The sequence below is a fragment of the Halopseudomonas salegens genome (assembly GCF_900105655.1).
Classification (GTDB): Bacteria; Pseudomonadota; Gammaproteobacteria; order Pseudomonadales; family Pseudomonadaceae; genus Halopseudomonas; species Halopseudomonas salegens.
The window spans coordinates 347,559-372,522 of the sequence record NZ_LT629787.1; the positions used below are offsets into that span (position 1 = coordinate 347,559).

At 53.5% G+C, this 24,964-nt stretch carries 20 protein-coding genes; 10 read left to right on the forward strand and 10 right to left on the reverse strand.

All coding sequences use genetic code 11. The annotated features are described in order from the left end of the window. Positions 1-512: 512 nt before the first annotated feature. Both BLU07_RS01585 and BLU07_RS01590 read left to right on the forward strand, forming a co-directional pair. Positions 513-1,325 (forward strand): inositol monophosphatase family protein, encoded by an 813-nt coding sequence (locus BLU07_RS01585; protein ID WP_092383476.1) that lies wholly within the window; start codon positions 513-515, stop codon positions 1,323-1,325. A gap of 404 nt (positions 1,326-1,729) precedes the next feature. Then, positions 1,730-2,194 carry a hypothetical protein gene (locus tag BLU07_RS01590; protein ID WP_092383478.1) on the forward strand — a complete coding sequence of 155 codons (465 nt, stop codon included), beginning with the start codon at positions 1,730-1,732 and terminating at the stop codon, positions 2,192-2,194. A gap of 99 nt (positions 2,195-2,293) precedes the next feature. On the opposite strand, the gene BLU07_RS01595 is transcribed toward BLU07_RS01590, so the two are convergent. Next, on the reverse strand, positions 2,294-2,551 hold the full coding sequence (locus BLU07_RS01595) for a helix-turn-helix domain-containing protein (RefSeq protein ID WP_092383480.1): 258 nt from the start codon (positions 2,549-2,551) through the stop codon (positions 2,294-2,296). An 89-nt stretch (positions 2,552-2,640) separates the two neighbouring features. On the opposite strand from BLU07_RS01595, the gene BLU07_RS01600 reads away from it, so the two are divergent. The 3 genes from BLU07_RS01600 (at position 2,641) to BLU07_RS01610 (ending at position 5,656) form a co-directional block, all read left to right on the forward strand. Then, positions 2,641-3,045 carry a hypothetical protein gene (locus tag BLU07_RS01600; protein WP_157719049.1) on the forward strand — a complete coding sequence of 135 codons (405 nt, stop codon included), beginning with the start codon at positions 2,641-2,643 and terminating at the stop codon, positions 3,043-3,045. 406 nt (positions 3,046-3,451) lie between these two features. After that, the gene (locus BLU07_RS01605; RefSeq protein ID WP_092383484.1) at positions 3,452-4,321 is read left to right on the forward strand and encodes a site-specific integrase; all 870 of its coding nucleotides are present in this window, start codon (positions 3,452-3,454) and stop codon (positions 4,319-4,321) included. A gap of 21 nt (positions 4,322-4,342) precedes the next feature. Further along, on the forward strand, positions 4,343-5,656 hold the full coding sequence (locus BLU07_RS01610) for a hypothetical protein (RefSeq protein ID WP_092383486.1): 1,314 nt from the start codon (positions 4,343-4,345) through the stop codon (positions 5,654-5,656). A 649-nt stretch (positions 5,657-6,305) separates the two neighbouring features. Here BLU07_RS01610 and BLU07_RS01615 read toward each other — a convergent pair. The 8 genes from BLU07_RS01615 to BLU07_RS01650 form a co-directional block, all read right to left on the reverse strand. Continuing rightward, a complete protein-coding gene (locus BLU07_RS01615) occupies positions 6,306-7,928 on the reverse strand; it encodes an NADP-dependent glyceraldehyde-3-phosphate dehydrogenase (protein WP_092383488.1) in 1,623 nt (540 codons plus the stop codon). A gap of 57 nt (positions 7,929-7,985) precedes the next feature. Beyond that, entirely contained in the window at positions 7,986-8,630 is a 645-nt protein-coding gene (locus BLU07_RS01620; protein WP_092389504.1) for a bifunctional 4-hydroxy-2-oxoglutarate aldolase/2-dehydro-3-deoxy-phosphogluconate aldolase, read from the reverse strand. Between the two features lie 51 nt (positions 8,631-8,681). Further along, entirely contained in the window at positions 8,682-9,395 is a 714-nt protein-coding gene (gene pgl, locus BLU07_RS01625; protein WP_092383490.1) for a 6-phosphogluconolactonase, read from the reverse strand. Beyond that, complete coding sequence (gene zwf, locus BLU07_RS01630; protein WP_092383492.1) at positions 9,382-10,851, reverse strand: glucose-6-phosphate dehydrogenase; 1,470 nt, start codon at positions 10,849-10,851, stop codon at positions 9,382-9,384. The genes pgl and zwf overlap by 14 nt, the downstream gene beginning before the upstream one ends. A gap of 148 nt (positions 10,852-10,999) precedes the next feature. After that, on the reverse strand, positions 11,000-11,959 hold the full coding sequence (locus BLU07_RS01635; RefSeq protein WP_092383494.1) for a glucokinase: 960 nt from the start codon (positions 11,957-11,959) through the stop codon (positions 11,000-11,002). Next, entirely contained in the window at positions 11,956-13,782 is a 1,827-nt protein-coding gene (edd, locus tag BLU07_RS01640; protein ID WP_092383496.1) for a phosphogluconate dehydratase, read from the reverse strand. The genes BLU07_RS01635 and edd overlap by 4 nt, the downstream gene beginning before the upstream one ends. 56 nt (positions 13,783-13,838) lie before the next feature. Then, positions 13,839-14,921: a Gfo/Idh/MocA family protein gene (locus BLU07_RS01645; protein ID WP_092383498.1), complete on the reverse strand. Its 1,083-nt coding sequence runs from the start codon at positions 14,919-14,921 to the stop codon at positions 13,839-13,841. Next, positions 14,918-15,970 (reverse strand): Gfo/Idh/MocA family protein, encoded by a 1,053-nt coding sequence (locus BLU07_RS01650; RefSeq protein WP_092383500.1) that lies wholly within the window; start codon positions 15,968-15,970, stop codon positions 14,918-14,920. Before BLU07_RS01650 ends, BLU07_RS01645 begins: the two co-directional genes overlap by 4 nt. 559 nt (positions 15,971-16,529) lie before the next feature. Between BLU07_RS01650 and BLU07_RS01655 the strand changes: the two genes are divergently transcribed. The 5 genes from BLU07_RS01655 (at position 16,530) to BLU07_RS01675 (ending at position 22,843) form a co-directional block, all read left to right on the forward strand. Next, positions 16,530-17,189 carry a TetR/AcrR family transcriptional regulator gene (locus BLU07_RS01655; protein WP_172830082.1) on the forward strand — a complete coding sequence of 220 codons (660 nt, stop codon included), beginning with the start codon at positions 16,530-16,532 and terminating at the stop codon, positions 17,187-17,189. Positions 17,190-17,317: 128 nt separating this feature from the next. Beyond that, on the forward strand, positions 17,318-18,313 hold the full coding sequence (locus BLU07_RS01660; protein WP_092383505.1) for an alpha/beta hydrolase fold domain-containing protein: 996 nt from the start codon (positions 17,318-17,320) through the stop codon (positions 18,311-18,313). Beyond that, a complete protein-coding gene (locus tag BLU07_RS01665) occupies positions 18,310-20,250 on the forward strand; it encodes a cellulase family glycosylhydrolase (protein WP_092383507.1) in 1,941 nt (646 codons plus the stop codon). Before BLU07_RS01660 ends, BLU07_RS01665 begins: the two co-directional genes overlap by 4 nt. A 74-nt stretch (positions 20,251-20,324) precedes the next feature. Further along, positions 20,325-21,767 (forward strand): MFS transporter, encoded by a 1,443-nt coding sequence (locus BLU07_RS01670; RefSeq protein WP_092383509.1) that lies wholly within the window; start codon positions 20,325-20,327, stop codon positions 21,765-21,767. A 389-nt stretch (positions 21,768-22,156) separates the two neighbouring features. Beyond that, positions 22,157-22,843 (forward strand): TetR/AcrR family transcriptional regulator, encoded by a 687-nt coding sequence (locus tag BLU07_RS01675; RefSeq protein WP_092383511.1) that lies wholly within the window; start codon positions 22,157-22,159, stop codon positions 22,841-22,843. Between the two features lie 156 nt (positions 22,844-22,999). Here BLU07_RS01675 and BLU07_RS01680 read toward each other — a convergent pair whose 3' ends face one another. Then, positions 23,000-24,067: an alpha/beta hydrolase gene (locus tag BLU07_RS01680; protein WP_092383513.1), complete on the reverse strand. Its 1,068-nt coding sequence runs from the start codon at positions 24,065-24,067 to the stop codon at positions 23,000-23,002. Between the last annotated feature and the right edge of the window lie 897 nt (positions 24,068-24,964).

Below are 24,964 nucleotides of genomic sequence, written 5' to 3' on the forward strand. Positions count from 1 at the left end.
GTAAGATATCGATTACGGTAGAGCAGTGGCTGAGAGTGAGGCGAACTTCCCATGAGCGAATCAGTACGGACGATTGTGAGATGCCAAGATTCCGGCGATGACACCGGGGATCTTATTGTCGAGCTCCCGCCAAACGTGCTTGCAGGAATGGGCGTCGGTCCCGGTGATTCACTAACTCTCGAATTGATTGACGGCGTGATAGTCCTCACTCCAATCAGGCATGCTGAAACCAAATCCTGAGACAGCTGTTGACCGCCGAGAGTAGCTCCTCCCACGGGGTGCAGGCGGCCAATAGCCGACAAAGCCAAAGCGATAGCCATCTCGAAGATGGACCGTCGTGGTGATGAGGCGCGGATTGGTAGACCACTACACTCTCGACGCTGGAGGGGCTAGAGCAAGTGCGCTCAGCCTTTGACGCGGAGTCCGGCTGAAGCTGAGATTCTTCTGTAGTATGCATCTGCATCACCTGTCAGGTGTGGCTCCTTCACGTTAAAGCGAAATGGAAAGCAGGTATGAATACGCTCGATTATGCTCAGGTGCTCAAGGAGGTCATCCGTGAGGTCGTTGCTGCCGGTGAGTTGTTAGTGGCTGAATGGCAGCGACCTTCAGGTCCTCGCGGCTCCGGGGACAAAGCAGATGTAGATTTAGAAATCGAAAGTTTGCTTCGCACCGGCTTGATAGAAATTCTGAACTGCGACTTTTGGGGGGAAGAAACTGGGTCGCAGCTTAACGGTGCGGAGCACCTTTGGGTGGTCGACCCGAACGACGGAACGGCCGATTTTTTAAGCGGGTTTAAAGGTTCGTCGATTTCCGTAGGTCTGCTTTTCAGGAGCAAGCCGGTTCTAGGAGTGGTGTATGCACCCGTGACCGAGGATCGCGGCCCGGATTGCATCGCCTGGGCACTGGGGACGGACTACATCTACCGCAACGGCCTGATGCTGAAGCGTTCGCTTTGCGACATTGAACTGCAGCGCAGCGCGAGCGTGTTGGTCAGCAACGGAGCTCGGAAGAAACTGGGATTAAACGCGCAACTCTGCGCGCCCGCGACACCTGTGCCTACTACCAGCATCGCCTACAGGTTGGCTGCGGCAGCTGCGGGCGACGCGATTGCGGCTATTTCCCTCGTCCCCACCTCAGCACATGACGTAGTGGCGGGACACGCCATCCTTCTCGGTGCCGGCGGCGTATTGGTAGATGAAACGGGCGAAGCCATCGGTTACGACTCGATAGAGAAGCTCAAAACTACTTCCAAGCGCTGCTTCGGGGGTGCGCCAGCTGCCTGCCGCGACCTCGTGATGCGAGACTGGGATATCGTCTTTCGCTAGCGGAGGATTCGCTAAAGCCTCATCATCCGGGCTTACGCGCTCAAACAGTTCGGTTATCAACCTGCGGGGCGCAGTATCAATATCGAGCACGTCGATGGCTACGTCGGTATGTTGATGGCAAGGCTGAAAGTCTCATTCCTATCTCTCCAAGCTTCTGGTTTCAGCGCTCAATCAGGGGCATGTCCGTAATTGTCCAGCGACAAGTCTGTACTTTTGGTATGGGGTTAGCTTGCGCATTTGAAACATTTCTTCTGGTATACTAAGTCATTGAAAAACAAGATAAATAGATATTGACTCGGCAATTTATGACCTCTACCATCAAAACTGTCGTGGATGCTGGGGCGGTGAATAAAAACGCTGTCACCACCCGTTGACCATCTAGCAACCTTCCACGAGCGGTATCTATGCAAGAAAACAGTTCACACCAGAATAAATTCAGTCCGTTGCTAATCCTGGTCCACCCTGGCTCGTTATGTGGTTCGGCGGACATGAATCTTTCCGACGAAGCAGATGCTGCCAGGGAAGCTGTGATAGACGAGTTAAACGGCTGGTCGGGCAACATACTGGTACTCGACGGTTGGTTGAGTGACGAGCTTGGGCTTTACCCTCTCCTCGATAGAGCCATTAAAGATGCGATTTCAAGATCGCCGATGCTTGCCGACAGGCTAGAAGCAGACGATCCAGAACACACAGAGATCGCCCTTAGTCATCTCGCAGAGCTAGGTGTTCCTTTGTCCACACCTATCTCCTTAACGGGCGCCTGGTATGAACCAGATTACAATTCAGGTTGCGTGCTTGCCACGCAGCAGGGTCTCCTCGAAGCTGGCTACACAAACGTTACCGTTATGCAAAGCGCTGCAGTGCTGTGAGAGGCGAGTGCTAGCGCTCATATTGGGAGCAACCGGTGTAGGTCCGATTCGCTGGCTCTGATCATTGTGGACTACGACCTTGGAGGCTCCGGGCAAGCTTCACTGTTGCCGCGACTCCGCTACTAACTGCTCGTACCGTGTAACGAAGTCGATAAGGCTTAACCCCAGCACCGCACATATATCCCTAAGTTGGACCAGGTCGAGTCTGCGTGAACCACGTTCTATGTCGCTTACAAACGATTGTGGGCGGTCAAGCGCCTTCGCGAAATCGGCCTGTGTTAAACCCGCTTCTGTTCGGCATTCCTTGATCAGCTTGAGCAGTATTGTTGTTTCAGGACGATAAAGAGATTTCGACACAAGCGCCTCAGGTAACTGTTGACAAGGCGCTAAGGTATTACTAATATGCGAATATCGGTTTTTGGGATATTCAGATAGGAGTGCTTGATTTGCAATGGCCAGAGCTTAAAGGTTTCATCCAACTCGTTACCTCGTCCAAAGGGATGGTTTATTTTGACGCGCTCGAGGCATGCAAGTTTTACAAGATTGATATGTCGGACTATCAGGTAATCCTTGACCGATGGAAGACATTTCTCAAATACATGCCATTTGACTCAGAGCATCAGGCTTTGGAAGAAAGTCTTTGGATACCCATTGTATGCATAGTGTCTTTTCTTGAAGACTTTGGTTGGGAGCGCGATCATGTCGGAGAAGGTGACTTGTCACACGTGACCGACAAGCGAAAGGAAGGGTTGGTACGCGCAATGGTAGAAAGCCAATTCGCTGAGGCCAAGTACGCTTTGGCAGAAGACCGCTCGGCATGGTCGAGCCGGCTGTGGTCTTCGGTGCAGTAAGCCAGGTGCGGCTTGCTGCTTAGAGGGTCGCTAAATTCGACGCGTGCGAAGCGCTCGTCGGCATGCGTTTGATGGCAAACATACAAGCCGTACTCGATTCATCGAGTACGGCTCGACGTTACCCATACTTGACCGTCAAGTATGGGGGCGTTGAGGATATTCGCCCAGAAACGAGCAAGACTTCGAACGCAGGTGAGAGGTCTTCAGTTTCTGGGCGAATGTCCTCAATGCACCTTCGCGAAGCGGCTAATATTTTGCCATCAAAAACATGATGTTTTTCTATGCTATGCATGGCTAACCGATTTATATAACTAAGGTTGGCTGGCTGTAAACTTGTTCTGCACCGAACAGATGCTCATTATATACATACCGGCTGAGCGCCATAATAATAAGAAATCGGTGCGTTATGAACGATCAAACAAAAAAGCAATATATTGCGATTGCTGCACACTTTTATAGCCATCATATGAACGGTGCTGCTTTGAGTGTTTCAAGTATCAAGCAAGCTCTGGTATCTACCGCTGTAAATTTTCAGCCCGCATATTTCAGAAGGTTGAAAAATGCCATCTCCTTCGATCTGGAGAACAAGGGGCATATTAAAGCGGCTACAAAAATCAAGGCGGTAGTGAACCCTGTCACTGAGCGCGGTAGCACGCTAATCAAAAAAGCAAAGCCAAAGAGGGCTAAATCATTCGCTGACGACGACCTCGTCGCCCTGGCTAAACATCTTGGGGAAGCTGACTTCCTGCCAGCCTTTGCCGCTGTCTGCCTGATAAGCAAGACAGGAGCCAGACCCGCAGAGCTTCGTGATATGCATCTTGATGGAAATCTACTCTTCATTCGCGGTGCAAAAAAGACTAATGGCACGCGGGGTGCTGACAGGCTGTTGACTATCACCGATGAAACTGTGAGAGGGATAGTAGCAACATGCATAGAAATCCTTCGAATAAATACTTGGACGATTGATGCCATCAGACATCGAATCCGAATGGAAGGCCAAAAAATTTGGCCGCGAAAGAAAATTATTCCAAGCATGTATTCAATACGGCATCAGGTCGGTGCGAACTTGAAAGTCTCATCGTTCGATTTAAAGACAATCGCATACATTATGGGTCACCAGTCTACCAACTCAGTTAGGCGCTATGGTGACAAGCGGCAAGGAAACCCAAAGGCGATAAAGATCGAGCCAGCACCGGTAGCTGACTTGAGGGCGGTGCGTGACAAAATTAAGCCATATAACAAAAAGATGCTCGATAGCGATGTGCTTAAGAGTTAGTGATAGTAGAAGGAATCAGGAATGGCAGTTAGGCTAGAATTTTTGACCCAGGACCCTGAGGAGATCGAGCTAGCGAAGCGGTACTGGGCTATGGACGGTGAGGGCGCTTACATCGAAAAAGTAAGTGACCTGGTTCCGTTTCGTAAACTGACCCAGTCAAGCTTTGTTAGTAGCCATGTGCGCCAGTGGTGCCTCGCTTATGATGAGAATCAGCGATGCTACCTTTGCAGCGGAGCCGTCTCGGTAACCAAGCGTCATGAGCCGAGAAAGGCGTTTCAGCTTTCTAGCCGTCCTTGCGCAGCGTGTACGGAGAGTATCAAACAAGATGAGCTGCGGATGAGGCAAGCCGAAGAGGCGGAGCTCCAGTGCATGCTGGAAAAGCGCAGTCATGAGATGTATTCCCGTACTATTTCATATGAGTCACTGCCAGATGACGTCTGCGTGCTGCTGGTGGCCATCGATATGCTTTTAGGACCACGTCTTGCCAAAGGCACCTTCAAAGAGGCCGAGTGCGATGCGCTCGCTCCATATGGTTCCAGTTGTTTCTTCAGAAGGCTGCGCGAGGAACATATCATCTTGGATTCGCCCCGCATGGCTAGGCCAGGGACTTACTTTCTTGAAGATGATGAGCTCATGATTCGCCGGAATCAGGCAGAGTATTTCCTGGTTGCCGACGAAAAATGTGGGCGCGGCGATAAAGCCATCAGAACCATCGCAGAGCGTGAATTCACCGACGCGAAAGCTTTGTTCGAGCTCTGGCTGGATTATGCTGAAAACGACGTCGTTCGTTATTTATTTGACCAGTGTGACACCTATCGTCTTATCCTCGAACCTGAAGACCTCGAGAAAATCAGAGGGGCAGTCAGGCAAGGGCTTCACACCTACAGTGTTTCACAGCTATGGTTCGTGGTATGGGTTGTGATAAAGGGCGCTGCAAGCTACGCAAATCACAGGTTCTCCAACCGCACTAAAGCTGCCGCAACAATACCCAGAAAAATTCGAAAGCAGCTCGAGATGGCGGCCCAGGAGAATGGTATCGGCAGAAGCTGGAATCGACCAGATGGTCATCTTGCAGGCTCTCTTGGGAAAGTCTTTTTGAATACCTTCCAGATCGATGAGAAAGCCGACGGTAGGCAAGTATTCCAGAGATTCACGCTGTTGAATCCATCAAATATGGAACTTGAGTCTTTGGAGTCCGCAGCGGCGTCGTTCATGCGGAGGGCCTTGGAGCGACAGAACTCCGGGACTGCGATGGTCAATTTTGCTGAGGCTATCCGTGCTGGGTGTGATGCCTGGACGGCGCTTGAACGGGGCATGTTCACCGATCAAAGGTAAAGGTTTTTAGCAAACACCTGTCCCCCCAACGGTCATTAACAAACATCGCCTGGGGTTATCTCGTAATCGCACCATCATACGTCTTGTGACCCTTCCAGCATGCAGGCTAACAGGCGAGCATCCTCAGGCGCATGATGCGGTGGTTCTGCTCCAGAGTAAGCAATCGCCAAGTCACTTTTGATTTCGCCTTGGGACACGTTTGTTGGCAGGCCTACCGGACCGGCGAGCCACAGCAGCAGCGGCCAGTCCCAATTAGAGCGTCACTTGTGATCTCTATCGGGCCCTGCTCTCCGAGAAAATCCAGGAGCTCGGCTCGGGCCTGCGCAGTTGTGCGGCCTTGGGTTTCGAGGTCTAGCTGCGGTAGCAGGTTTTCAAGAACAAAATCGGAGAACGAGCCTACTGCCGAGTGGAAGTCCAAACTGATCAGTCTAGCGTTGGTCGTTGCGCATGGGCCGGAGCTATATGTCGGAGAGCCAAGTGTCTAGAATACTAGGAGCGATTCAGTCCTCGAACTGCTCCTACCACTTTGAATGACACTCGCTTAGCATCGGTTGCTAGCGACATGTCCTGGTTTTCGTGCGGGCGGTCGCTTTCAAAGCTGCTTCAATATCAGGCGGAGGGCGCGGTTTTGCTCTGACGCGCCCAGCCCTCACAGGAGGTAGTCTGTGCTTAGAAACTTTGATTCGCGGCCTTCTATGATCTGCTTCACAAGGTGTTTGTTTGATTTGGTAAAGCGCGTTGCGACCACAGAACGGATAGAGAACGCCCGCAGTGCATCTGCCACAGAGAGCGTTCCTTCCGCTGAATCTTTTCTACCGGTAAAAGGGTAGCTATCCGGTCCGCGTTGGCATTGGGTGTTGATGTTGATTCGCGCTACCTGATTCACGCAGGCGTCTACGAGGCGGCCGACTTCTGATGGATCTTCGCCGAAAATCGATAGTTGCTGGCCGTAGTCTGAGCACGTTATGTGTTCAATGACATCGTGGAGGCTTTCGTAGGGGACTACCGGAATCAATGGACCGAATTGCTCTTCACGGAAAAGTCGCATCTCTGGTGTTACCGGGCTCACTATCGCTGGATAAAAGAAAGAATGATTTGAGTCGCCCCCGTTTGGGTTTATAACTTTCGCTCCCTTTTCCAACGCGTCGCTCAGTAATTGCTGGAGATATTCGATCTTGCCGGGCTCTGGCAAAGGCGTTAGGCCAACGCCTTCATCCCACGGCATCCCTGGGCGTAGGCTCCCGATGCGAGCGCTTAGACGTTCCAGAAAGTCCTCGACGATGCGCTGGTGAACGAAGAAGAGCTTTAGCGCGGTACAGCGTTGACCGTTGAAAGAAAGGGCGCCCGTGACGGCCTCTTCGACAGCAATATCTAAATTGGCATTTTGAAGCACAACGGCCGGATTTTTCGCGTCTAGCCCCAAAACGGAGCGAAGTCTGTGCGGGCGAGGATGAAGCTTTTTGAGAGTATTCGCGACCTTGTGGGTGCCAATGAAGGCGAAAATATCGACGTTGCCGCTGGCCATCAACGGGCTCACGGTATCCTGCCCGCGGCCATAAATGACGTTGATCACGCCGGCTGGGAAGCTGTCTCGGAAAGCTGCCAGCAGCGGGCGTAATAGTAGAACGCCGAGTTTCGCTGGCTTGAACACCACTGTATTGCCCATGATCAGGGCGGGAATCAAGGTGGTGAAGGTCTCATTGAGGGGATAGTTATACGGCCCCATGCAGAGGGCGACGCCCAGAGGTACGCGGCGAATTTGGCCGAGTACACCTTCTTTCAGTTCGAACCTGCTGGAAGCTCTATCAAGTTCCTTTAGCGCATCAACGGTCTCGACTATGTAATCGCAGGTTCTGTCGAATTCCTTTTGTGCATCCTTGAGAGATTTTCCAATCTCCCACATGAGCAAATTTACCACTTCACCGCGCTGCTCGCGCATACGGACCAGGAACTGCTCGACGCGATCAATACGTTCTGAGACGCGCATGGTCGGCCATAGCCCGCGGCCCTTGTCGTATGCGCTGACTGCGGAGTGCAAGGCTTCGTGAGCCGCCTCCGCATCTAGTTGCGGGGCGCTGCCGAGGACGACCTGATGTTCTTCGCCTGTCTCGTCGCACAAGAAAATGGGACTCGTCACAGGTGCTAGTACGCCTTTCCAAATTACCAGTTGTCCGTTCAGAAGGTATTCACGCTGCTCCGTTGGATTAGAAAGTTGAAACTGCTTGGGCACAGCTTCACTGCGTGGAAAAATATCTACGACTGACTTGCCCATCTCGACTTCTCACTGTTTGGTTGCGTTGCTCGGAGGGGGTGGTACCTGCTGTCGGCGTTAATTCGTTCCGCACGCAGCGAGTGCAGCCTTCGTTGCTGTCTCGACTGCTCTCCAGTTGGCCTGACGCACATTCTCGGCCTCCAACATCCAGGTACCCCCGACACACATCACGTTCGGTTGCGCTAAATATTGAGCGGCGTTTTTGGCGCTGATACCTCCAGTTGGGCAGAACCGGATGTCTTCGAACGGGCCGCCAAGCCCTTTTAGCGCCCCGATACCGCCATACATTTCAGCGGGGAATAGTTTGAAACGACGGTAGCCCCGCGCGTAGCCAGCCATTACGTCAGACGCAGTTGCAACACCCGGAATTAGTGGAACAGGACTGTTCAAGCCAGCTTCAAGAAGCTCCGGTGTGCTGCCCGGGGAAACAATGAACTGGGCGCCTGCCGATTCCGCCTGGGTGAACATGTTCGTATCACGAATCGTGCCGGCGCCTACTATCAGCTCAGGACGCTCTTTTCGTAATAATTGGATCGCATCCAAGCCGATTGGGGTACGCAGGGTCACTTCAAGTACCCGCAGCCCTCCGGCCGCCAATGCATCTGCGAGGGGAAGGATGTGTTCTTCTCGCTCGATGGTAACGACTGGCAAGATGCGCGCCTGATTACACCAAAGGTCAATAGCCTCAACCTTTTTGGCCATGAAGGTATTGCTAGATGGGGTTGGCATAGGATGTATTTCTCCTGGTGGTGCTCAAGGGCACCAGTAGATTTGCATAGGGTGTGCTAGAAACGCGCGAACCGGCATGTCGTCGACACTTGCGCCGCCAACTGCTTCCTGGAGCGTTGCAAGTTTGTTAGCGCCTTGAATCGAAAGGATTACTCTCGATGCTGTCCGCAGCATCGAGAAAGACATGGTTAGGCGTTGCTTGGGATCGTCGGGAGCTAGCATGGGCAGGCATCGCTTCGCCCCATCCGGGCATAAAGCCTCTGTCAAATTGGGGCTTTTCGGGAACAGCGAGGCGGTGTGACCGTCGTCGCCCATACCGAGAATTAATACATCGATGTGGGATAGGCCGCTTAGCGCTCGGTCGGCCCGAACAGCTGCTTTCCCATGTGATCCACACGGCTCATAAAGGCCGAAAAAGCGGGCTGAAGCAGCGAAGCCTTTCAATAGGTGGCGACGCACCAAACCTTCATTGCTTTCGAGATCCTGTATCGGTACGCAACGTTCGTCAGCCAAATAAATACGTACCCGAGACCAGTCGAGACGCTGCCGAGAAAGGTATTCGAAAAACAAAATAGGACTTCGGCCGCCGGACACCGTCAGGGAGGCGTCTTTCTGGTTGGCCAGCACTTCACGCAGCAGTTCTCCTACCGCATGCGCCAGTTCCTTGGCTAGCTCAGTACCGTCAGAAAACTTCGATAAAGATGCATTAGAAGGAAGCTGGATATCAGTCATCGTCATGCCAACTCCGGCCGTCGCGATCCATCAGCTTCATCGCCGCTTCAGGACCCCAGCTTCCTGCTGCGTAGTTGTCAGGCGAGATTCCCTGGGCTTTGCAATTGGCGATCAACTGGTCGCACCACTTCCAAGCGCATTCGATTTCATCTTTTCTAACAAAGAGGTTTTGCTGGCCTTTCATTACTTCCAGCAACAAGCGCTCATACGCGTCTGGTATTCGAGAATTAGCGCTTGAATCGGCGAAATTTAAGCGCAGTGGCTCGCTTCTAAGCTGCATGCCCCTTTCGAGGCCGCGGTCAGTAGTCATGACCGATAAGGAGATGCCTTCATTTGGTTGTAGACGGATGATCAGTCTGTTGCTGATTATTTGGCCGTGCTCAGGCAAGAAAATGCTATGTGGAGGTGCTTTGAAATGAACCACAATCTCGGACAGCTTTTTTGCCATTCGCTTGCCGGTGCGCAAGTAAAATGGCACGCCGATCCAGCGCCAGTTTGATATTTCAACTCGCAAGGCAACGAAAGTCTCCGTTGTGCTTTCGGAATTTGCGCCTTCTTCTTCAAGATATCCTGGCACAGTGGTGCCTTGCAGGTTTCCTGCTCGGTATTGTCCGAGGACCAAGTTGTCCTTCAGCTTTTCAGAGGAGATGGGAACTAGAGACTTCAGTACCTTAACTTTTTCATCACGAATACTGTTTGCGGACAGATCCGGGGGTGGGTCCATAGCAATCAGGCAAAGCAATTGCATGAGGTGATTCTGTATCATGTCGCGCAGTTGCCCGGCCTGGTCAAAATAACCCCAGCGACCTTCAATGCCGACTGTCTCCGCGACGGTAATCTCGACATGCGAGATGTGGTTTTGATTCCATTGGCTACCGAACAAATTGTTGGCAAAACGAAGTGCGCTCAAGTTTTGCACGGTGTCCTTACCAAGATAGTGGTCGATCCGGTAAGTACGGTTTTCTGGAAAATAGCGAGATACCGCATCGCTAACCTCGTGGAACGAAGCGAGGTCATGGCCGATGGGCTTCTCTAGAACCACGTCGCAGCGCTCTGCTAGCCCGGCAGAAGCGAGCCCGGCGCAGATTGAGCCGTAAACAGACGCCGGCGTCGCGAAGAAAGCGATAATCGGAGTGTTTGCTCCGACTTTCTCCGCCAAGCTATCAAAATCGCTCGGCTTACTAAATTCGATAGACAGACATTCGATTCTTTCAACGAAGCGTTCTAGGATCAAATCGTTGATATGTGGATGAGCAACGTGACGAACCAGCTTCTCTTTGATTAGTGCTTGCGCTTCAGTCCTATCAGTAGTTTGGCGTGACAGGGCAATTATTCTGGTATCCGCCGACAGTAATTCAGCCCGATCGAGCTGATAAAGAGCGGGAAAAAGTTTTCGAAGGGCCAGATCACCGAAGGCGCCGAAAAGCGCAAAAATGCGCGGCTCTATAGAAGTTTTTGACATGTAAAGATCTCATCCGTTTGCGTTTGATTTCTCAGTCGGAAATATCTAACGCGGTAGTTTTTATTCCAGCTCGTGGCACCATTTATTTAAGTGAGCGCTGATAGTTCGCGCGCGTAGGCTGGACAACATTGAAGCGGCTTGCGGGGATTTATTTGCCGCAATTGCTATCTATCGCAATACCAGCGCCTTCAAGGCCGACAAATTCAGCGGTAACCAGCCACACGGGAACTTGATCGAGGTAGTCAGCCATCCGATGTCCGTCTGAAAAACCGTAGGTGAAGCCACTTGATGCGACAAACGACGCGAAGCGAGGCACTATGCCTCCCGCTATATAAACGCCTCCGCGAGCACCCAGCGTAAGTACGTTGTTTCCGGCAACCCGGCCTAACCAGATACAAAAGCGTTCCAATGTTTTGGTGGCGCCCGGGTCACCAGCCAGAGCAGCCGCGCTAACAGCTTCTGGAGAGGTAAAACGCGGCTCAATACGTTCGATAGCGCACACCGCTTGGTAGAGCTGCAACAAGCCCCTCCCGCTCAGAACATCCTCGGCTTGTACTCGTCCCTGTTTCACTTTCATCTCACGCCAAAGCGCAATTTCCTGGTCGTCCCCAAGGGGTAGGTCGATATGGCCGCCTTCGCCCGCCAGAACGGTGTGGGTTCCGTCACTGGCGGGCACTAACGTCGCGACACCGAGCCCGGTTCCTGCCCCAATCACAACTATGGGGGCTGTGGAATCAGCTCTACCTTGTCGCAGAGGCAAATAATCCACATTTCCTAGGTGTGTAACTCCCAAAGCGGTTGCCGCAAAATCGTTGAGGAGCACAAGCCGACTCAAAGAAAAACGGCGACAAAGTGAGCTGCGAGATAAGTGCCAATGATTGTTGGTGAATCGGAAATGCTCGCCCTGGATTGGGCCGGCGCAAGCTAACGCCATCTGGGAAATCTCGGCCCGATCGTGGGCTAGCGAATGAAGGTAATGCTCTACAGCATGCTCAATATTCTCGAAGCTTGCGGTTTCGAATACCCGTATCGATTCCAATCGCGATTTCCGCCACAAGCCGAATCGAGCGTTGGTGCCGCCGATATCACCGACTAGCGCAATGCTCATCGCAGCGCACCTAAGCTGGCAGTGAATACACTCGCGCCTTCTTCCGCGGTGCTGACTGATGCTCGCATGAAGGAAAAGAGTTCTCGGCCGAAGCCTTGAGTTTGATTTTCAGCCTTCTCAGTCGGTGCTCTTCCCGCTAGCACTTCTTGGTCGACTAGCGCTTCGACAGTGCCTCGGATGCCGTCGACCCGCACAAGATCGCCGTCACGCAGTTGGGCTAAAGTACCGCCATCAGCCGCCTCGGGGCATACGTGAATAACAGCCGGAACCTTTCCAGACGCGCCGGACATTCTTCCGTCGGTAACCAGTGCTACCTTGAAACCTCGATCTTGAAGAATGCTCAGATAGGGTGTGAGCTTATGCAGCTCTGGCATGCCGTTACTGCGAGGCCCTTGAAAGCGCACTACCGCTACAAAGTCGCGCTCAAGATTTCCTGAATCGAACGCCTCCATCAGCTGCGCCTGATCGTCGAATATGATTGCTGGCGCCTGGACGACCTGGTTCTGAAGCGCTACGGCCGAGACCTTCATCACGCCTCGGCCGATATTGCCTTCAAGCACTCTTAATCCGCCCTCCGGGCTAAATGGTTTCGAAGCAGGACGAAGGATGGTTTCGTCGAAACTCTCGGTAGCAGCCGGACGCCATGCGAGGCGTCCGTTTTCCAAGAAAGGTTCGCTCGTATAGCGATGCAATCCTGGTCCCATTACGGTTTGAACGTCGTCATGTAATAAGCCTGCATTTAGAAGTTCTCCAATTAGAAATCCGACGCCGCCTGCTGCATGGAAATGGTTTATATCGGCCGTACCGTTTGGGTAGACCTTCGCCAGTGTGGGAACTGCAGCCGATAAGTCGGCCATGTCATCCCAGGTCAGATGGATGCCGGCGGCTTGAGCAATGGCCGGTAGGTGCAATGTGTGATTGGTCGATCCGCCGGTAGCGTGCAAGCCAATTACGGCATTGATGATGACCTTTTCATCAATTAGTTTGCCTAGGGGGGTAAACGCGCCTGCTTGCTTCGTCAGCCGAGTAACTCGAAGCGCTGCTTCATCGGTCAAAGCATCTCGTAGGGGTGTGCCTGGGTTCACAAATGAAGAGCCGGGGAGGTGCAGGCCCATTATCTCTAAGAGCATCTGGTTGGTATTGGCGGTGCCGTAAAAAGTGCAGGTCCCTGCGCCATGGTAGGCTTGCATTTCTACTGCGAGCAGCTTCTCACGGCCTACCAGCCCTTCCGCAAACTGTTGCCTTACCAGAGCCTTCTCTTTGTTTGAAATACCAGTGGGCATCGGGCCCGCTGGAACGAACAACGCGGGTAGATGGCCGAAACGCAAAGCGCCGATTAGCAAGCCGGGTACGATCTTGTCGCAAACGCCAAGCAGCAGTGCTGCATCGAACAGATTGTGGGACAACGCTACGGCGGTAGACAGAGCGATAACTTCACGACTGTATAGGCCAAGCTCCATCCCTGGTTCGCCTTGAGTCACGCCGTCGCACATCGCGGGTACCGCGCCGGCTACTTGCCCGATCGACCCGATATTGCGGAGAGCTGCGCGCAACCTTTGGGGATAATCTTCATAGGGTTTATGGGCCGAGAGCATATCGTTATAAGCCGTAACGATAGCAACATTGGCTGAATCGACCAGACGCAGGCGTTGTTTGTCGTCTCCCGAGCAGCCCGCCACGCCATGGGCGTAGTTGGCGCAAGGTAACCCATGCCTGGGTCGATCTTTTTCAGAAGCTTCTTCGATCAAGCTTAAGTAACGCTCACGAGTAGGTCGACTGCGCTCGATCAGGCGTTCGGTCACTTCTAGAACTCGCGGATGCATAGGTACTCCAATTGTGTGACATCTGGTTTAGGCGCGCAGGTCGCTTCGCGGACGGATCAAAGGGCCATATGCGCTATCGGCGTTGAGTCATCACTGAGCTGAGTGTCCAATGAGACAGCTCTTTTAGTAGTCGCACAGTGGTAGCAAGCGGCTAACCAGCGAAGAGTCCGTTCACCCTCAACGGCACCTAGTAGAGGCTTGGTCGCCGAGCTTAGAGCAGCGCAGAAATGATCAATCTGGGGGGCATACCCAGAGCGGGTGAACATGCCGCGCAAGGTGGCCTCTGTCCAAGAATTGAAAGAAATCGGAACAGCGTCCCCGCCTTTGCGTTGCAATGTGAGCATCTGGGGCTCTGGCATAAACTTCGCCTCTAGCGTGCCCGTCGACCCAACCACCTTGTAGCCGCATCCGAGGGGGTCGATACCGAAGCCGACTGACAGGGTTAGATCAACACCGCGGCTCGACGCCATAACTGCATCCGCACGACGGTCAAAACCAGTCTGGTCATCAATTTCTATCGTCACCGATGAGACCTCTTTCAGCTGGTCTTCAGCTAATAACCAATCAAACGTAGCGATTACGTGGGACCCGAGATCCACCAGTGCTCCGCCTCCGGCAAGGCTAGATGATGCATGCCAGTTGCCCGGTGGAAGGGGAGGATTGTAGAAGTGGCTTTCAATACGCTGAACATCGCCTATAACTCCGCGTTCCATCTGGCGACGCAGTTCGACCATGATTGGAGCAAAGATATGGTTCTCTGCATAACCGATGAAAGCGCCGTCATTTTCCAACTTCACAAGCGCCGCAGCGTCAGCAAGCGTCAACGTCAAAGGCTTTTCCACAACGATTGCTTTTCCTGCGGCAATCGATTCCTTGGCATGCTCTGCGTGAGTCCCGTTCGGGCTGCCGACAATCACGAGGTCGACGTCCGGTTGGCTCAACATTGAGTGATGGTCGGCGAATTGATAGTGCGGAACTCCCACCAAAAGGCCCATGTGCTTGGCTCGGGTCTCGGACCGCGACGAGATTGCGGTCAATTGGGCTGAATTCGAGCTGCGGATACCCAGGGTATGCAGGTAGGCAACCAGGCCTCCACCGATGAGCCCGACGCCAGTTTTTTTACGGGTGTTGTGTTTCATCGGCGCAGTCTCTTCAAGATTTCTTCGCAAATTTCCAGATCGAGCACGGAATTAGCGATGCTCGTAGCGTTCCCTGAAGCAGCCTGAGCTAGTTCATAAACGTGTTTCCATTCGCGGCGGAAGCCGGTTTCATAGGAGTCACTCCACACCTGTCTTTCGGTCCCCCCGTTTGCAGCTTTGCTAACGGTGCATTCCGAGCTGGCGGTGGGCGCGTATGTAGTGGGATATCGCACCTGCACGGAGGTATCTTTGGTCCTCAATGAAAAACCCCAGTCAATCTCGCGCTCTGACTGAAGGAAGCTGGTCAGGTAGACTCGTCCGGTCCCGTAGCGAAAACCGACGTGTAACCCGTGCTCGCTAAAGCGCTCTGCAAACGTGATTTCGTCGGGTTCGCCCAGCAACTTACGCATCACCGGAATGTCATGAATATTCAGGCCAATGGCAACGCCATAACTGAGAACATCCGGCAAGCCAATATCTGTCCCAAGAGGCTCCGACGCCGCGAGCGCGTACGTAAGAGTCTGCATCGTGGTGGATGCTGCTGTGGTGGGCCGATGGATATGGGCAACGTCATTAATAAAGTCGACGTTTGGACCCAGGATGGTACGGAACTCTCCTAGTGCCGGCTTCCTACCGGCCCAGAGCCGTTCCGCCTGCTCTACTGCCGGGTCATAGACATGCGGATAACCCACAACTACCGCAGTTTCGGACTTCTCAACTACAGCAGCTACCTCTTTGGCCATCCGTACGTTCATGGTGCATGGCTTTTCAACAAGCACAGCCTTCTTGCCTGCTTCGCAGGCCGCGAGTATGTACTCGGCATGGAACACTTCAGGCGCTGCGATGAGCAAGACGTCGACAGACTCGTCCGCGATCATGGCAAACGGATCGTCCCAGGCTTTGGATCCGGTGCTAGCGGCAAACTGCCGCGCCCCTTCAGACCAGGCATCATTGCAAGCGTAAATAACGAACATTTCCGACAGGCTCAGAAGGACGGGGCGGTGTACCACTTGGGTCACCACTCCGCAGCCGATGATACCTACACGCATTCGCCCAGCCACAAAGTACTCCTTTCGCTATCCGGCCGTACCTGCGGCCGATCCGGTTCGTATTCATGCATGACGGAGGGAAATTAGGGCCTTCGTCGACGTCTAGTAGAACCGTTGTGCTTTCTATCGTCTGTTGGCCCAGGGTTGCTACTAGGCAGCGGACTGTGCACATTTTAAGCATCTCAGCAATAAACATACAATACAGATAGTAAGTTTAATGGAAAATAGCTTCGCCTTACCCAAGCCGGCAGTCGTGCTGCGCGGATTTTGGCGCTCGGAGAGCTGGAAAATTCGATCTATTCGATTTCTGTTCAGCTAGATGCCACTTGCTGCCACTAGTGTTGCGTCTACACCAATCTGAAGATACTATCCGGATAGAACGGAAGTATTTAGGAAAATAACATGGGTTTAACAATGTTCGTGATTGCACCTCTCATCTCGACCAAGCAGAATCAGAGTCGCGATCATTGCTTGTTGCTGAAATCGGCACTTATCGCAATCAGCTGTTTGCAGATAAATAGCCGCAATGAAGCGGCTCAAGAACAGGGATGCCCTAGCTTTGAACCGTTTACAGTCCCACAAGGCGGCGTTGCCTCCTGCCGCTACCGCGAGCCCGCGAACCCGTCGGACCCAGGCGCAACGCACGGCGGAAACCAGGCAGGCGTTGATAGATGCTGCGGTGAAGATTATTTACGAATTGGGCTATGGCGGCGCTACGACAGCGGCTATAGCAGACGAAGCGGGTGTAAGCCGCGGTTCCATTACACACCAGTTCGGCACCCGTGCAGCCTTGATGGCCGAAGTTCTGCGCTGGGTGTACCAGCAGGAGGCTCAGTCGTACCGCGAGCTCTTAAGCAAGCTGGCGAGCACCGCCGATCCCGCGGACTGGGTGACGATGTGTTGGACGGTCATGAGCAAGCCATCGGGCCTTTCTGTTATCGAGATTCTTCAGGCCGCGCGGAGAGATCAGGTGTTGGCCGAGCAGATTATGCCGATGCAGCGTTCAATCGAGTCGGACGCGCTTGCGGCAGTGGCCGGGCTGGAGCAGACCGATCAGAGTCGTCGCCTGGATCTCATGCGGATGATTGTTTGGTCAATTCGCGGACTGTCTTTGGCCAAAGTCATTATTACCGACGAACACGAGATCGATCGCGTCGTCGACCTTTTGCGTCGCACAGTTATGGCGGCCACGGATGCCAAGCTGTTCGGCGACCGTTAGTTCGTCGCTTCCTGCCTGATCCTAGCTTGGGCTGTGCACCCACAGCCCGGGCCGCTTTGCCCATCTCAATCCACCTTCCAGTGATCTGCGAGTTTCGCTCGTAGGTCTGTTCCTGCACGGAGATATTTATGGCTGAGCCATCTGCCGGACCCGGTGTGCCGTTGCACCCGCGTTATGAAATCCCAACCACTATTTCCAGAGAGGCTGCGGCAGCTCTGGCTGGCGTTTATCAACGAATATCTCAGTTTCCCCTTGGGACCTCACCGACCTCTGAGGAAGAGTGGAAACAAAAACAGGTTTTCATGGAGCAACTATTTCGACCAATGACAGAGGCAGTAGCGGACGCGTTGAAGGTCAGGAGGGTCAACGACGTGATCGGTGGCGTTGATGTGGTCCGGCTCCGCCCACCCTCATTCAAGGGTAATGAACAGCAGTTGATCTACTTGCACGGAGGCGGCTACGTGCTTTTTTCGGCCTATTCCATGCTGACCATTCCCGCATTGGTTGCGGCGGCGACGGGCCTTGAGGTGATCTCAATCGATTACACACTCGCGCCTGAAGGCAACTGCCACAGCGCGACCGATCAAGTTGTCGCAGTTTGGAAAGAACAAATGGGCGATGGGCGTAGGCCCGGATCCGTTGGGATGTTCGGAGATTCCGCCGGTGGCGGACTGGCTGCTGGATCGATTTTGAAAATGCGTGATCTCGGATTGCCTTTGCCTGGTGCGCTTTATCTGATTTCGCCCTGGTCTGATATTGCTGATGCCGGAGACACCTTCAGAACCCTGGCGTCGTTTGATCCGACTCTCACATCGGAATCACTGGCTTCCGGTGCGACCGCTTATGTTGCGCCGGAGGACCAACATCACCCCTACGCCTCTCCGTTGAACGGCGATTATTCCCAGCCGTTTCCGCCGACTCTGATCCAGGCCGGCACGCGGGAAATTCTGCTAAGTCAGGCGATACGACACTACGATGCTATCGCTTCGGGCGAAGGGACCTGCATTCTTGATATCTACGAAGGTATGCCCCACGCCTTTCAGGCGTTGATTCCACATGCTCCAGAGACGCAGCGCTCTATAACAAGAGCTGCAGCTTTCTTCGCCAAGGAGCTCTCGATATGAGCCGTTTTCTCGATATACGTGGCAATCAATTCGTTGACCGACTCGGTCGTCACGTCATCCTCCGAGGCGTCAACTTTGCAGCGGATACGAAGGTGCCCCTTACCCCAGATCAGCGGACCTTCGTGCCAGCGGACTTTTCCGACCACCGCACCGTAAGTTTCGTTGGCCGGCCAGCGCCGCTTGAGGAACTGGACATCCACCTAGACCGCCTCGCTCACTGGGGTTTCAACTGTCTTCGCCTGATTACAACGTGGGAGGCGGTAGAGCACGCTGGGCCAGGTCAGTATGACGAGGAGTATCTCGATTATTTCGCGGAAGTTTGTCGGCGGGCAGGGGCGCGTGGATTCTACGTTTTCGTCGATTTTCATCAGGATGTCTGGGCGCGGATGTCGGGTGGGGATGGCGCACCGGGCTGGACGTTCGAAGTAGCGGGCCTCGACTTCACCAAATTCGACAAAGCGGATGCAGCGCTGCTAATGCAGAAACGGTATGACCCAAGCAAAGGCGGACGTCAAGAGTCTTACCCGTCGATGAGCTGGGGTAGGAACTATGCCATGCCGGCAAACGGCATCATGTGGACCCTCTTCTTTGCAGGATCAATTTTTGCTCCGTCGGCGAGAGTGGGTAACGAAAACATCGGGGACTACTTGCAGCGGCATTATCTTGGATCGATGCGCGCTCTTGCCGAGCGCGTCGCAGATCAAGAGCATGTCGTAGGTTTCGATACCTTGAACGAGCCGGGAACCGGCTATGTAGGGAAGCTGCTTGAGCAAGATCTTACGTTCGGTGGCGGGCTGCGGTGGACCCCACTGCACGGGCTGGCAAGTGCTAGTGGAGCCGCTCAAAAGCTTCCTGTGCTCGCGCATGACAAGAGCGTCGTCGGTGAAGTCACTGTCAACGCCGCTGGCGAATCTATCTGGCTACCAGGTTTCGAAGATCCTTTCCGCAAGGCAGGAGTGTGGGGCTTCGACGAAATGGGGCGAGCGGTTGCGCTGAAATCCGATCATTTCACCAAAATCGACGGGCGCGAGATCGACATCAATCGGGACATCATGGCGCCTTTCTTCAATAGAGTTGCGTTAGCGGTGCGTCAAGTGCGTCCGGACTGGCTGATTTTTGCCGAGGTCAGTCCGTTCGCACTGGCTGCCGGGAACGGATTCCCAAGTGGCTGCCCCGATAAAACTGTCAACGCGAGCCATTGGTACGACCTCACCTCGCTTGTGCTCAAAAGCTTCAGCGCTGAAAAAATGGTGAACCTACTTACAGGCCAAGTCAGCACAGGCCGCGAGCAGATCGAAGCGAGCTACAAAGAACAAATGCAGCAGATCAAGGCCGCTGGCGATCAACTCAATGGTGGAGCGCCAACTTTGATAGGTGAGTTTGGCATTCCCTATGACATGAACGGTGAGGCAGCCTACAAGCGATGGGCTCAGGGCGAGCGCGCAGCGGATGTATGGAGCGCGCAAACCGAGGCGCTGAACCTCATGTACAACGCGATCGATCAGCTATTGCTGTCCTCGACCCAGTGGAACTACACCCTGGGTAACCGCAACGATGCAATGATTGGCGATGGCTGGAACCAGGAAGATCTTTCCATCTGGTCTTCAGATCAACACGATGCATCAGTGGACGAGCTAGATAGCGGTGCTCGGGCGTTGCATGGCTTTTGCCGTCCCTACGTTAAAGCGTGTCAGGGAAAACTTCTCTCGCAGCGCTTCGATAAAACTGCTGCTTCATTCGAAGCAGAGATCGAAGTTGACGCCGCTATAGAAGCGCCCACAGAAATCTATGTGCCAGCTGTTCAATTCCCCAACGGCATAACCATTTCCCTGGGCTCATCCAGCGCGGAAGTGAAACATACCGGGTCGATCATTTCGGTTGCGTCGTCCTTATCCGAAAAAATCATCATTCACATTCGGGGTCGGGATGCTGCCTGATACAGACGAGACGGGCTGCTGGCCTGAGTTCGGATGGCAGCTTTTCAACTCACCAGAATAAAAAGAGGTATGTGATGGAAGCCGAGACGCTCGCACAACACAACGCACGAAATGTGAAACTACCGTTTCGTCATGTCTTTGGATACTCAACAGGACAACTGGTAGAGGGAGTGGTTGTGCACTCCTGCAACGTATTTCTTTTCTTCTACCTGACCGCGGTCTGCGGGCTGACCAGCAGCTTGGCAGGAATTGCGCTGGCCATGGGGCTTATAGTCGACGCTGTGCTCGACCCATTGATTGGTTCCTCGTCAGACAATTTTCGATCTAGATTCGGCCGTCGCTTGCCGTTCATGGCTTTCGGTCTAGGGCCGCTTGCCGTGGCGCTCGTCATGATCTTCTCGCTTCCCACAGGGCTTGAGGACTGGAGCCTATTTCTATGGATTTGTTTACTCTCGGTGACGATGCGGGTGTCGCTGTCCGTGTTCATCCTCCCTTACATGGCGCTAGGGGCTGAGCTTACAGAGAACTATGAAGAGCGCTCTGTACTGAACGCTTGGCGTTGGGGTATTGGAATTTTGGGTGCCCTGGTGGCCATTGCGCTCGGTTTCGGAGTGTTCTTCGAGGGGGAGAACGGGCTGGAGAATCGAGAGGCCTATACCTCATTCGGCTTCACACTGGCGGCAGTGATTGTCGTTGGCGGGCTGCTTGCGATTTTGACAGCTTATACGACGCGAAGCAGGCAGCATCAGATAACCGAATCATCCTCCATCTTCAGTGTATTCAGTGAAGTCAGAGAAGTTTTCAACAATGCCTCCTTTCGAGTGATCTTCGGCAGCGCGCTCTTCTTCTTCATCGCTATAGGCGTGCACACCACGCTAGGGCTGCACGGCAACAAGTATTTCTGGAGTCTGACCAACGAGCAAATTCAGTGGGTAACGCTGTCAATGTTCGGGGGCCTCGTACTCGGGGCACCGGTAGCTGGTCCATTCCTCAAATTTTTTGAAAAGCGCACGGTGGCCCTCGTCGGTATGGCGGGCCTGCTTACCGCGTACGGCTTGCCTCCGTCGCTTCGGCTCCTAGGTTTACTTCCATTGACTGGCAATGAGTTGGCGATAGCGTTGGCCACAGCTACCTTGACAGGTGGAATCATGATCTCGGCCGCCGCGATCGCATTCGGATCGATGATGGCCGATGCGGCTGACGAACATGAGTACCTGTTCGGATCACGGCGAGAAGGCCTGTTTTTCGCGGGGTGGATGTTCGCGATGAAAGCTGCGATGGGTGTAGGTGCTCTGATTTCCGGATTTGCACTCGATCTCATAGGATTCGACGCGCCCGAGCCTGGGAGCGGAGAAGTGATAGCGCAAACCGCCGCGGTCGTTCAACAGCTCGGCTTGATCTATGGGCCTGGCTGCGCGCTGGTGGGGTTCATCGGTTTGGCAGCGACCTTTTGGTATCGTCTTGACCGACAGCGGCACGCTGAAGTAATGGTTGATCTAAGAACGCGGCGCGGGTAGCGAAGCTCGACAATTTACTGGTCGCGAAGTCGTAATCGTAAATACACGTCTATTGAGAGCACCAAAAACATACAACTAAACCAGTATGTTTTTGGTGTCGTATTTCAATGCTTTGATCGCCGCCAGGCTCGGTGGTACTCATTGCTGGCGCTGGTGGCAATATTCTGGGGACGGTGCTTAGCCGCTTCCGTTAATTGTTGCGCTCGTGTATATGTAAATATACTATCCAGATAGAATGTAGATGGCAGTGTTCTGGGAGGCCGTTACTATCTGCCTTAGCTACTCCAGCATTGATAGCAAAAAACTGAGCTGGCGATGATTTCGCTTCGCTGATAACGAAGCGTTTCTCGAAGGTCGATTTAACACTTAGAACCGTAACCAGTCGGTGCATGAACAGGATTGCCATAGCTTTGAATCGTTTCCAGCCACTTGAATCAGCACCTCAGTCATCAGTTCCTGAGAGTAAACAAGTACCCGCGCGTCGTACTCAAGCACAACGGACTGCGGAAACCCGTCAGGCTTTAATCCATGCCGCGGTAAAAATCATCTATGAGCTGGGTTACGGTGGTGCTACTACGGCAGCGATTGCCGACGAAGCCGGGGTTAGTCGCGGCTCCATCACCCATCAATTCGGCACCCGCGCAGCATTGATGGCTGAGGTATTGAGTTGGGTTTACAAGCAGGAGGCTCGAGCGTACAGAAAGTCTTTACGCGAGCTGGCAGCTATGCCCGATCCGGCCGAATGGGTTCGCATGTGCTGGGCCGTGATTAGCAAGCCGTCAGGTCTTGCCGTTATCGAGATCCTGCAAGCTGCTCGGCGAGACCCAGTACTAGCCGAGCAGATTCTGCCGATGCAGCGAGCAATTGAGTCGGACGCGCTCGCGGCTGTAGATGGGTTGGATGAGGCCAATATGACCCGTCGGCTGGATGTGATGCGGATGATTGTATGGTCGATTCGGGGGCTATCATTGGCCAAAGTAATCATCAATGACGAAAACGAGATCGAACGCGTCGTCGATCTTTTGAGGCTCACCGTTACGGCTGCGACGGAGGCGAAGCTTATCGGCCACCGTTAGAAACAGGTCGCAGAGGCGTGACTGTAAGTTCATGTCTGGAATTTGATATTCCGTGGTTTGGCGGCACGCCACGAACAGTTAGCCGTAGCGCTGAGAGCAAAACCTTCACGCAGCAATCAAATGAAACATGACCCGCGGCGGGTCGCTCAACTATTTTCAAACCATGCCCGATGTTCCTGATGTTAGCCATTGGCGTAGTCGTTCGATTGCAAGTTTTCCGTCATCTGTTTCCGGGCGATCCAAAGGAGCATGTTCCGACTCGGCAAATACATCGTGCCAGACCTCTACGCCAGACATACGAAGTCGTTCAACGTACGGCTCACTGCTTCTTCTCAGTATGTCCCTACCACATGTCATCACGTACGTAGGCGGAAGCCCTGAAAGTGAAGCCAAGGCGGGAGATACATAGGGCTCGTCCCAGGAAGCAGTCCCCGCCCAGTTTGCAAACATCTCTGCAATCCAGTCACCAGGTAACGTTTGAGCGATTGCGAGATCCTTCTCCATCTCTGTTGAGGAGGGTGGCAAGTTGCCTTCGAGCACTGGGTATGCCAAGTAGAGGGAAGCTGGCTGCACGCGTTGCTCATCACGTAAACGGAGGGCCAGGCTTGCCGCCAGACACGCACCAGCGCTACCTCCCCCAAGATGGAAATGTGGAGCCTTAATCCCAAATTGTCTAAAGTGTTTTACCGCCCACTCCCAAGCGCTGAACACGTCATCTTGGGGGGCGGGGTAATGTACTCCGTCGAGACACATCCGGTAGTCGACAGAGAGCACTGGTATGCCCGCGGCGGCCAACTCAATGGATGGCCAATGCGCCTCTCTGGCATCAAGGCTGCCCATCACAAATGCCCCACCATGAATCCATACGAATGCCGCGCTAGCCTTGGGTGCATCTTCTGGAGGCAAGTACAAGCGGGCTTTGGTCCATTCGGAATTAGCACCTATCACGTCGTGTACGCGAACACCTGACAAGCCCGGTCGGTCTTCGAGTAGTTTCTGTTGCCAGAGGCGACCATCCGGGATCCCGCCTGCCGTTTCAATAAGTTGGAGTACATCCCGAAAAGGCGGGATATCACCACTGAGTGAGCCAGTCGTTAGACTGAGCAAGCGTTCGCGGAGAGGGGCCGGTAGCTGCTTCGCAACGCGCAAGGCATAGCCGATAGCTGTATATAAAAACCGTGAAGGCTTGGGAGCAAGGGTGTGCTCAATTTGACCGTCGATCATGTCGTCATCCCCCGAACGCTGTCTGCCGATCTGACGTGATAAGTTTTTGCCTCGAAATCTATACAACCACCGTGTACTGCCTCGCCAACCAGTAGGCCGCCGATCCAAATTTCTTCTCGCGCAAGAAAACTGTCTTGGCTAGGTGCTCTGTCTGAGGTCTTGTAGCGGCATTCCAGAAGCATCACACGTCCTTTCGGTTCTTAGAGCTCACCTCTGGGATATTTCCAATCGTGAGCGTGTGGTCTTGAGTATGTTTTGGAAGAAACATACCGTCAAGCATGAATGTTTCTGTGCTGGGGGTGTGAAAGTAAAGATATGCTGGGATTAAGCGCAGACCGTGCCGTACCTCTTAGATCGCCGTTTGCCGAAGAGAGAATTCCAGGTGCAGCGGTTGATCGTATGGACGAACTAGCATGGTGACTCTACGAGCATTGGCTCTGCGCAAACCGCCCGCGTTAAGGCCTCATCTCACGAAAAATAGGCGGTAAAGCCAGATTTCAGGCAGAAAAGCACTTAAATGGTCAGGAAGAATCAGAAGCACATTCGATCGGCGATTCATTCGAGGTAGCTTGGGCCTGTCCGGTTAGATATTAACCCCGTTCTCTAGCTAGTGCTTCTCCTATGCCTCGAATTTTCAGCGAGAGAGTGGGAATTATGTTGCGTTGAGCAGCAGCTACATTTACTATCCATCCGGAACGCAAGTATCCTGTGCGGCGAATGGATGTATCTACGCTCTTGGACTTTGCGTTTCCATTGGTAGAGCTTCATACGATGTGGATGCGGAGCTAACTCAGGCGGGTTGAGAGTCGAGATAACGGGCATACGACGGCCCTCTTATTCCGGCTTAAGAGGGATAAGCAGGTGCAGCGGGTAACCGCACCGCTATGTGTATCGAAA

Excerpts from the sequence above, each read along its gene's own strand:
- BLU07_RS01635 (WP_092383494.1), bottom strand. The coding sequence starts at position 11,959 with ATGAGCATTGCGCTAGTCGGTGATATCGGCGGCACCAACGCTCGATTC.
- BLU07_RS01620 (WP_092389504.1), bottom strand. The coding sequence starts at position 8,630 with ATGGCCAAAAAGGTTGAGGCTATTGACCTTTGGTGTAATCAGGCGCGC.
- BLU07_RS01660 (WP_092383505.1), top strand. The coding sequence starts at position 17,318 with ATGGCTGAGCCATCTGCCGGACCCGGTGTGCCGTTGCACCCGCGTTAT.
- BLU07_RS01665 (WP_092383507.1), top strand. The coding sequence starts at position 18,310 with ATGAGCCGTTTTCTCGATATACGTGGCAATCAATTCGTTGACCGACTC.
- BLU07_RS01590 (WP_092383478.1), top strand. The coding sequence starts at position 1,730 with ATGCAAGAAAACAGTTCACACCAGAATAAATTCAGTCCGTTGCTAATC.
- BLU07_RS01585 (WP_092383476.1), top strand. The coding sequence starts at position 513 with ATGAATACGCTCGATTATGCTCAGGTGCTCAAGGAGGTCATCCGTGAG.
- BLU07_RS01645 (WP_092383498.1), bottom strand. The coding sequence starts at position 14,921 with ATGAAACACAACACCCGTAAAAAAACTGGCGTCGGGCTCATCGGTGGA.
- BLU07_RS01670 (WP_092383509.1), top strand. The coding sequence starts at position 20,325 with ATGGAAGCCGAGACGCTCGCACAACACAACGCACGAAATGTGAAACTA.
- edd (WP_092383496.1), bottom strand. The coding sequence starts at position 13,782 with ATGCATCCGCGAGTTCTAGAAGTGACCGAACGCCTGATCGAGCGCAGT.
- BLU07_RS01650 (WP_092383500.1), bottom strand. The coding sequence starts at position 15,970 with ATGCGTGTAGGTATCATCGGCTGCGGAGTGGTGACCCAAGTGGTACAC.
- BLU07_RS01675 (WP_092383511.1), top strand. The coding sequence starts at position 22,157 with ATGAACAGGATTGCCATAGCTTTGAATCGTTTCCAGCCACTTGAATCA.
- BLU07_RS01615 (WP_092383488.1), bottom strand. The coding sequence starts at position 7,928 with ATGGGCAAGTCAGTCGTAGATATTTTTCCACGCAGTGAAGCTGTGCCC.
- BLU07_RS01605 (WP_092383484.1), top strand. The coding sequence starts at position 3,452 with ATGAACGATCAAACAAAAAAGCAATATATTGCGATTGCTGCACACTTT.
- BLU07_RS01610 (WP_092383486.1), top strand. The coding sequence starts at position 4,343 with ATGGCAGTTAGGCTAGAATTTTTGACCCAGGACCCTGAGGAGATCGAG.
- pgl (WP_092383490.1), bottom strand. The coding sequence starts at position 9,395 with ATGACGATGACTGATATCCAGCTTCCTTCTAATGCATCTTTATCGAAG.
- zwf (WP_092383492.1), bottom strand. The coding sequence starts at position 10,851 with ATGTCAAAAACTTCTATAGAGCCGCGCATTTTTGCGCTTTTCGGCGCC.
- BLU07_RS01680 (WP_092383513.1), bottom strand. The coding sequence starts at position 24,067 with ATGATCGACGGTCAAATTGAGCACACCCTTGCTCCCAAGCCTTCACGG.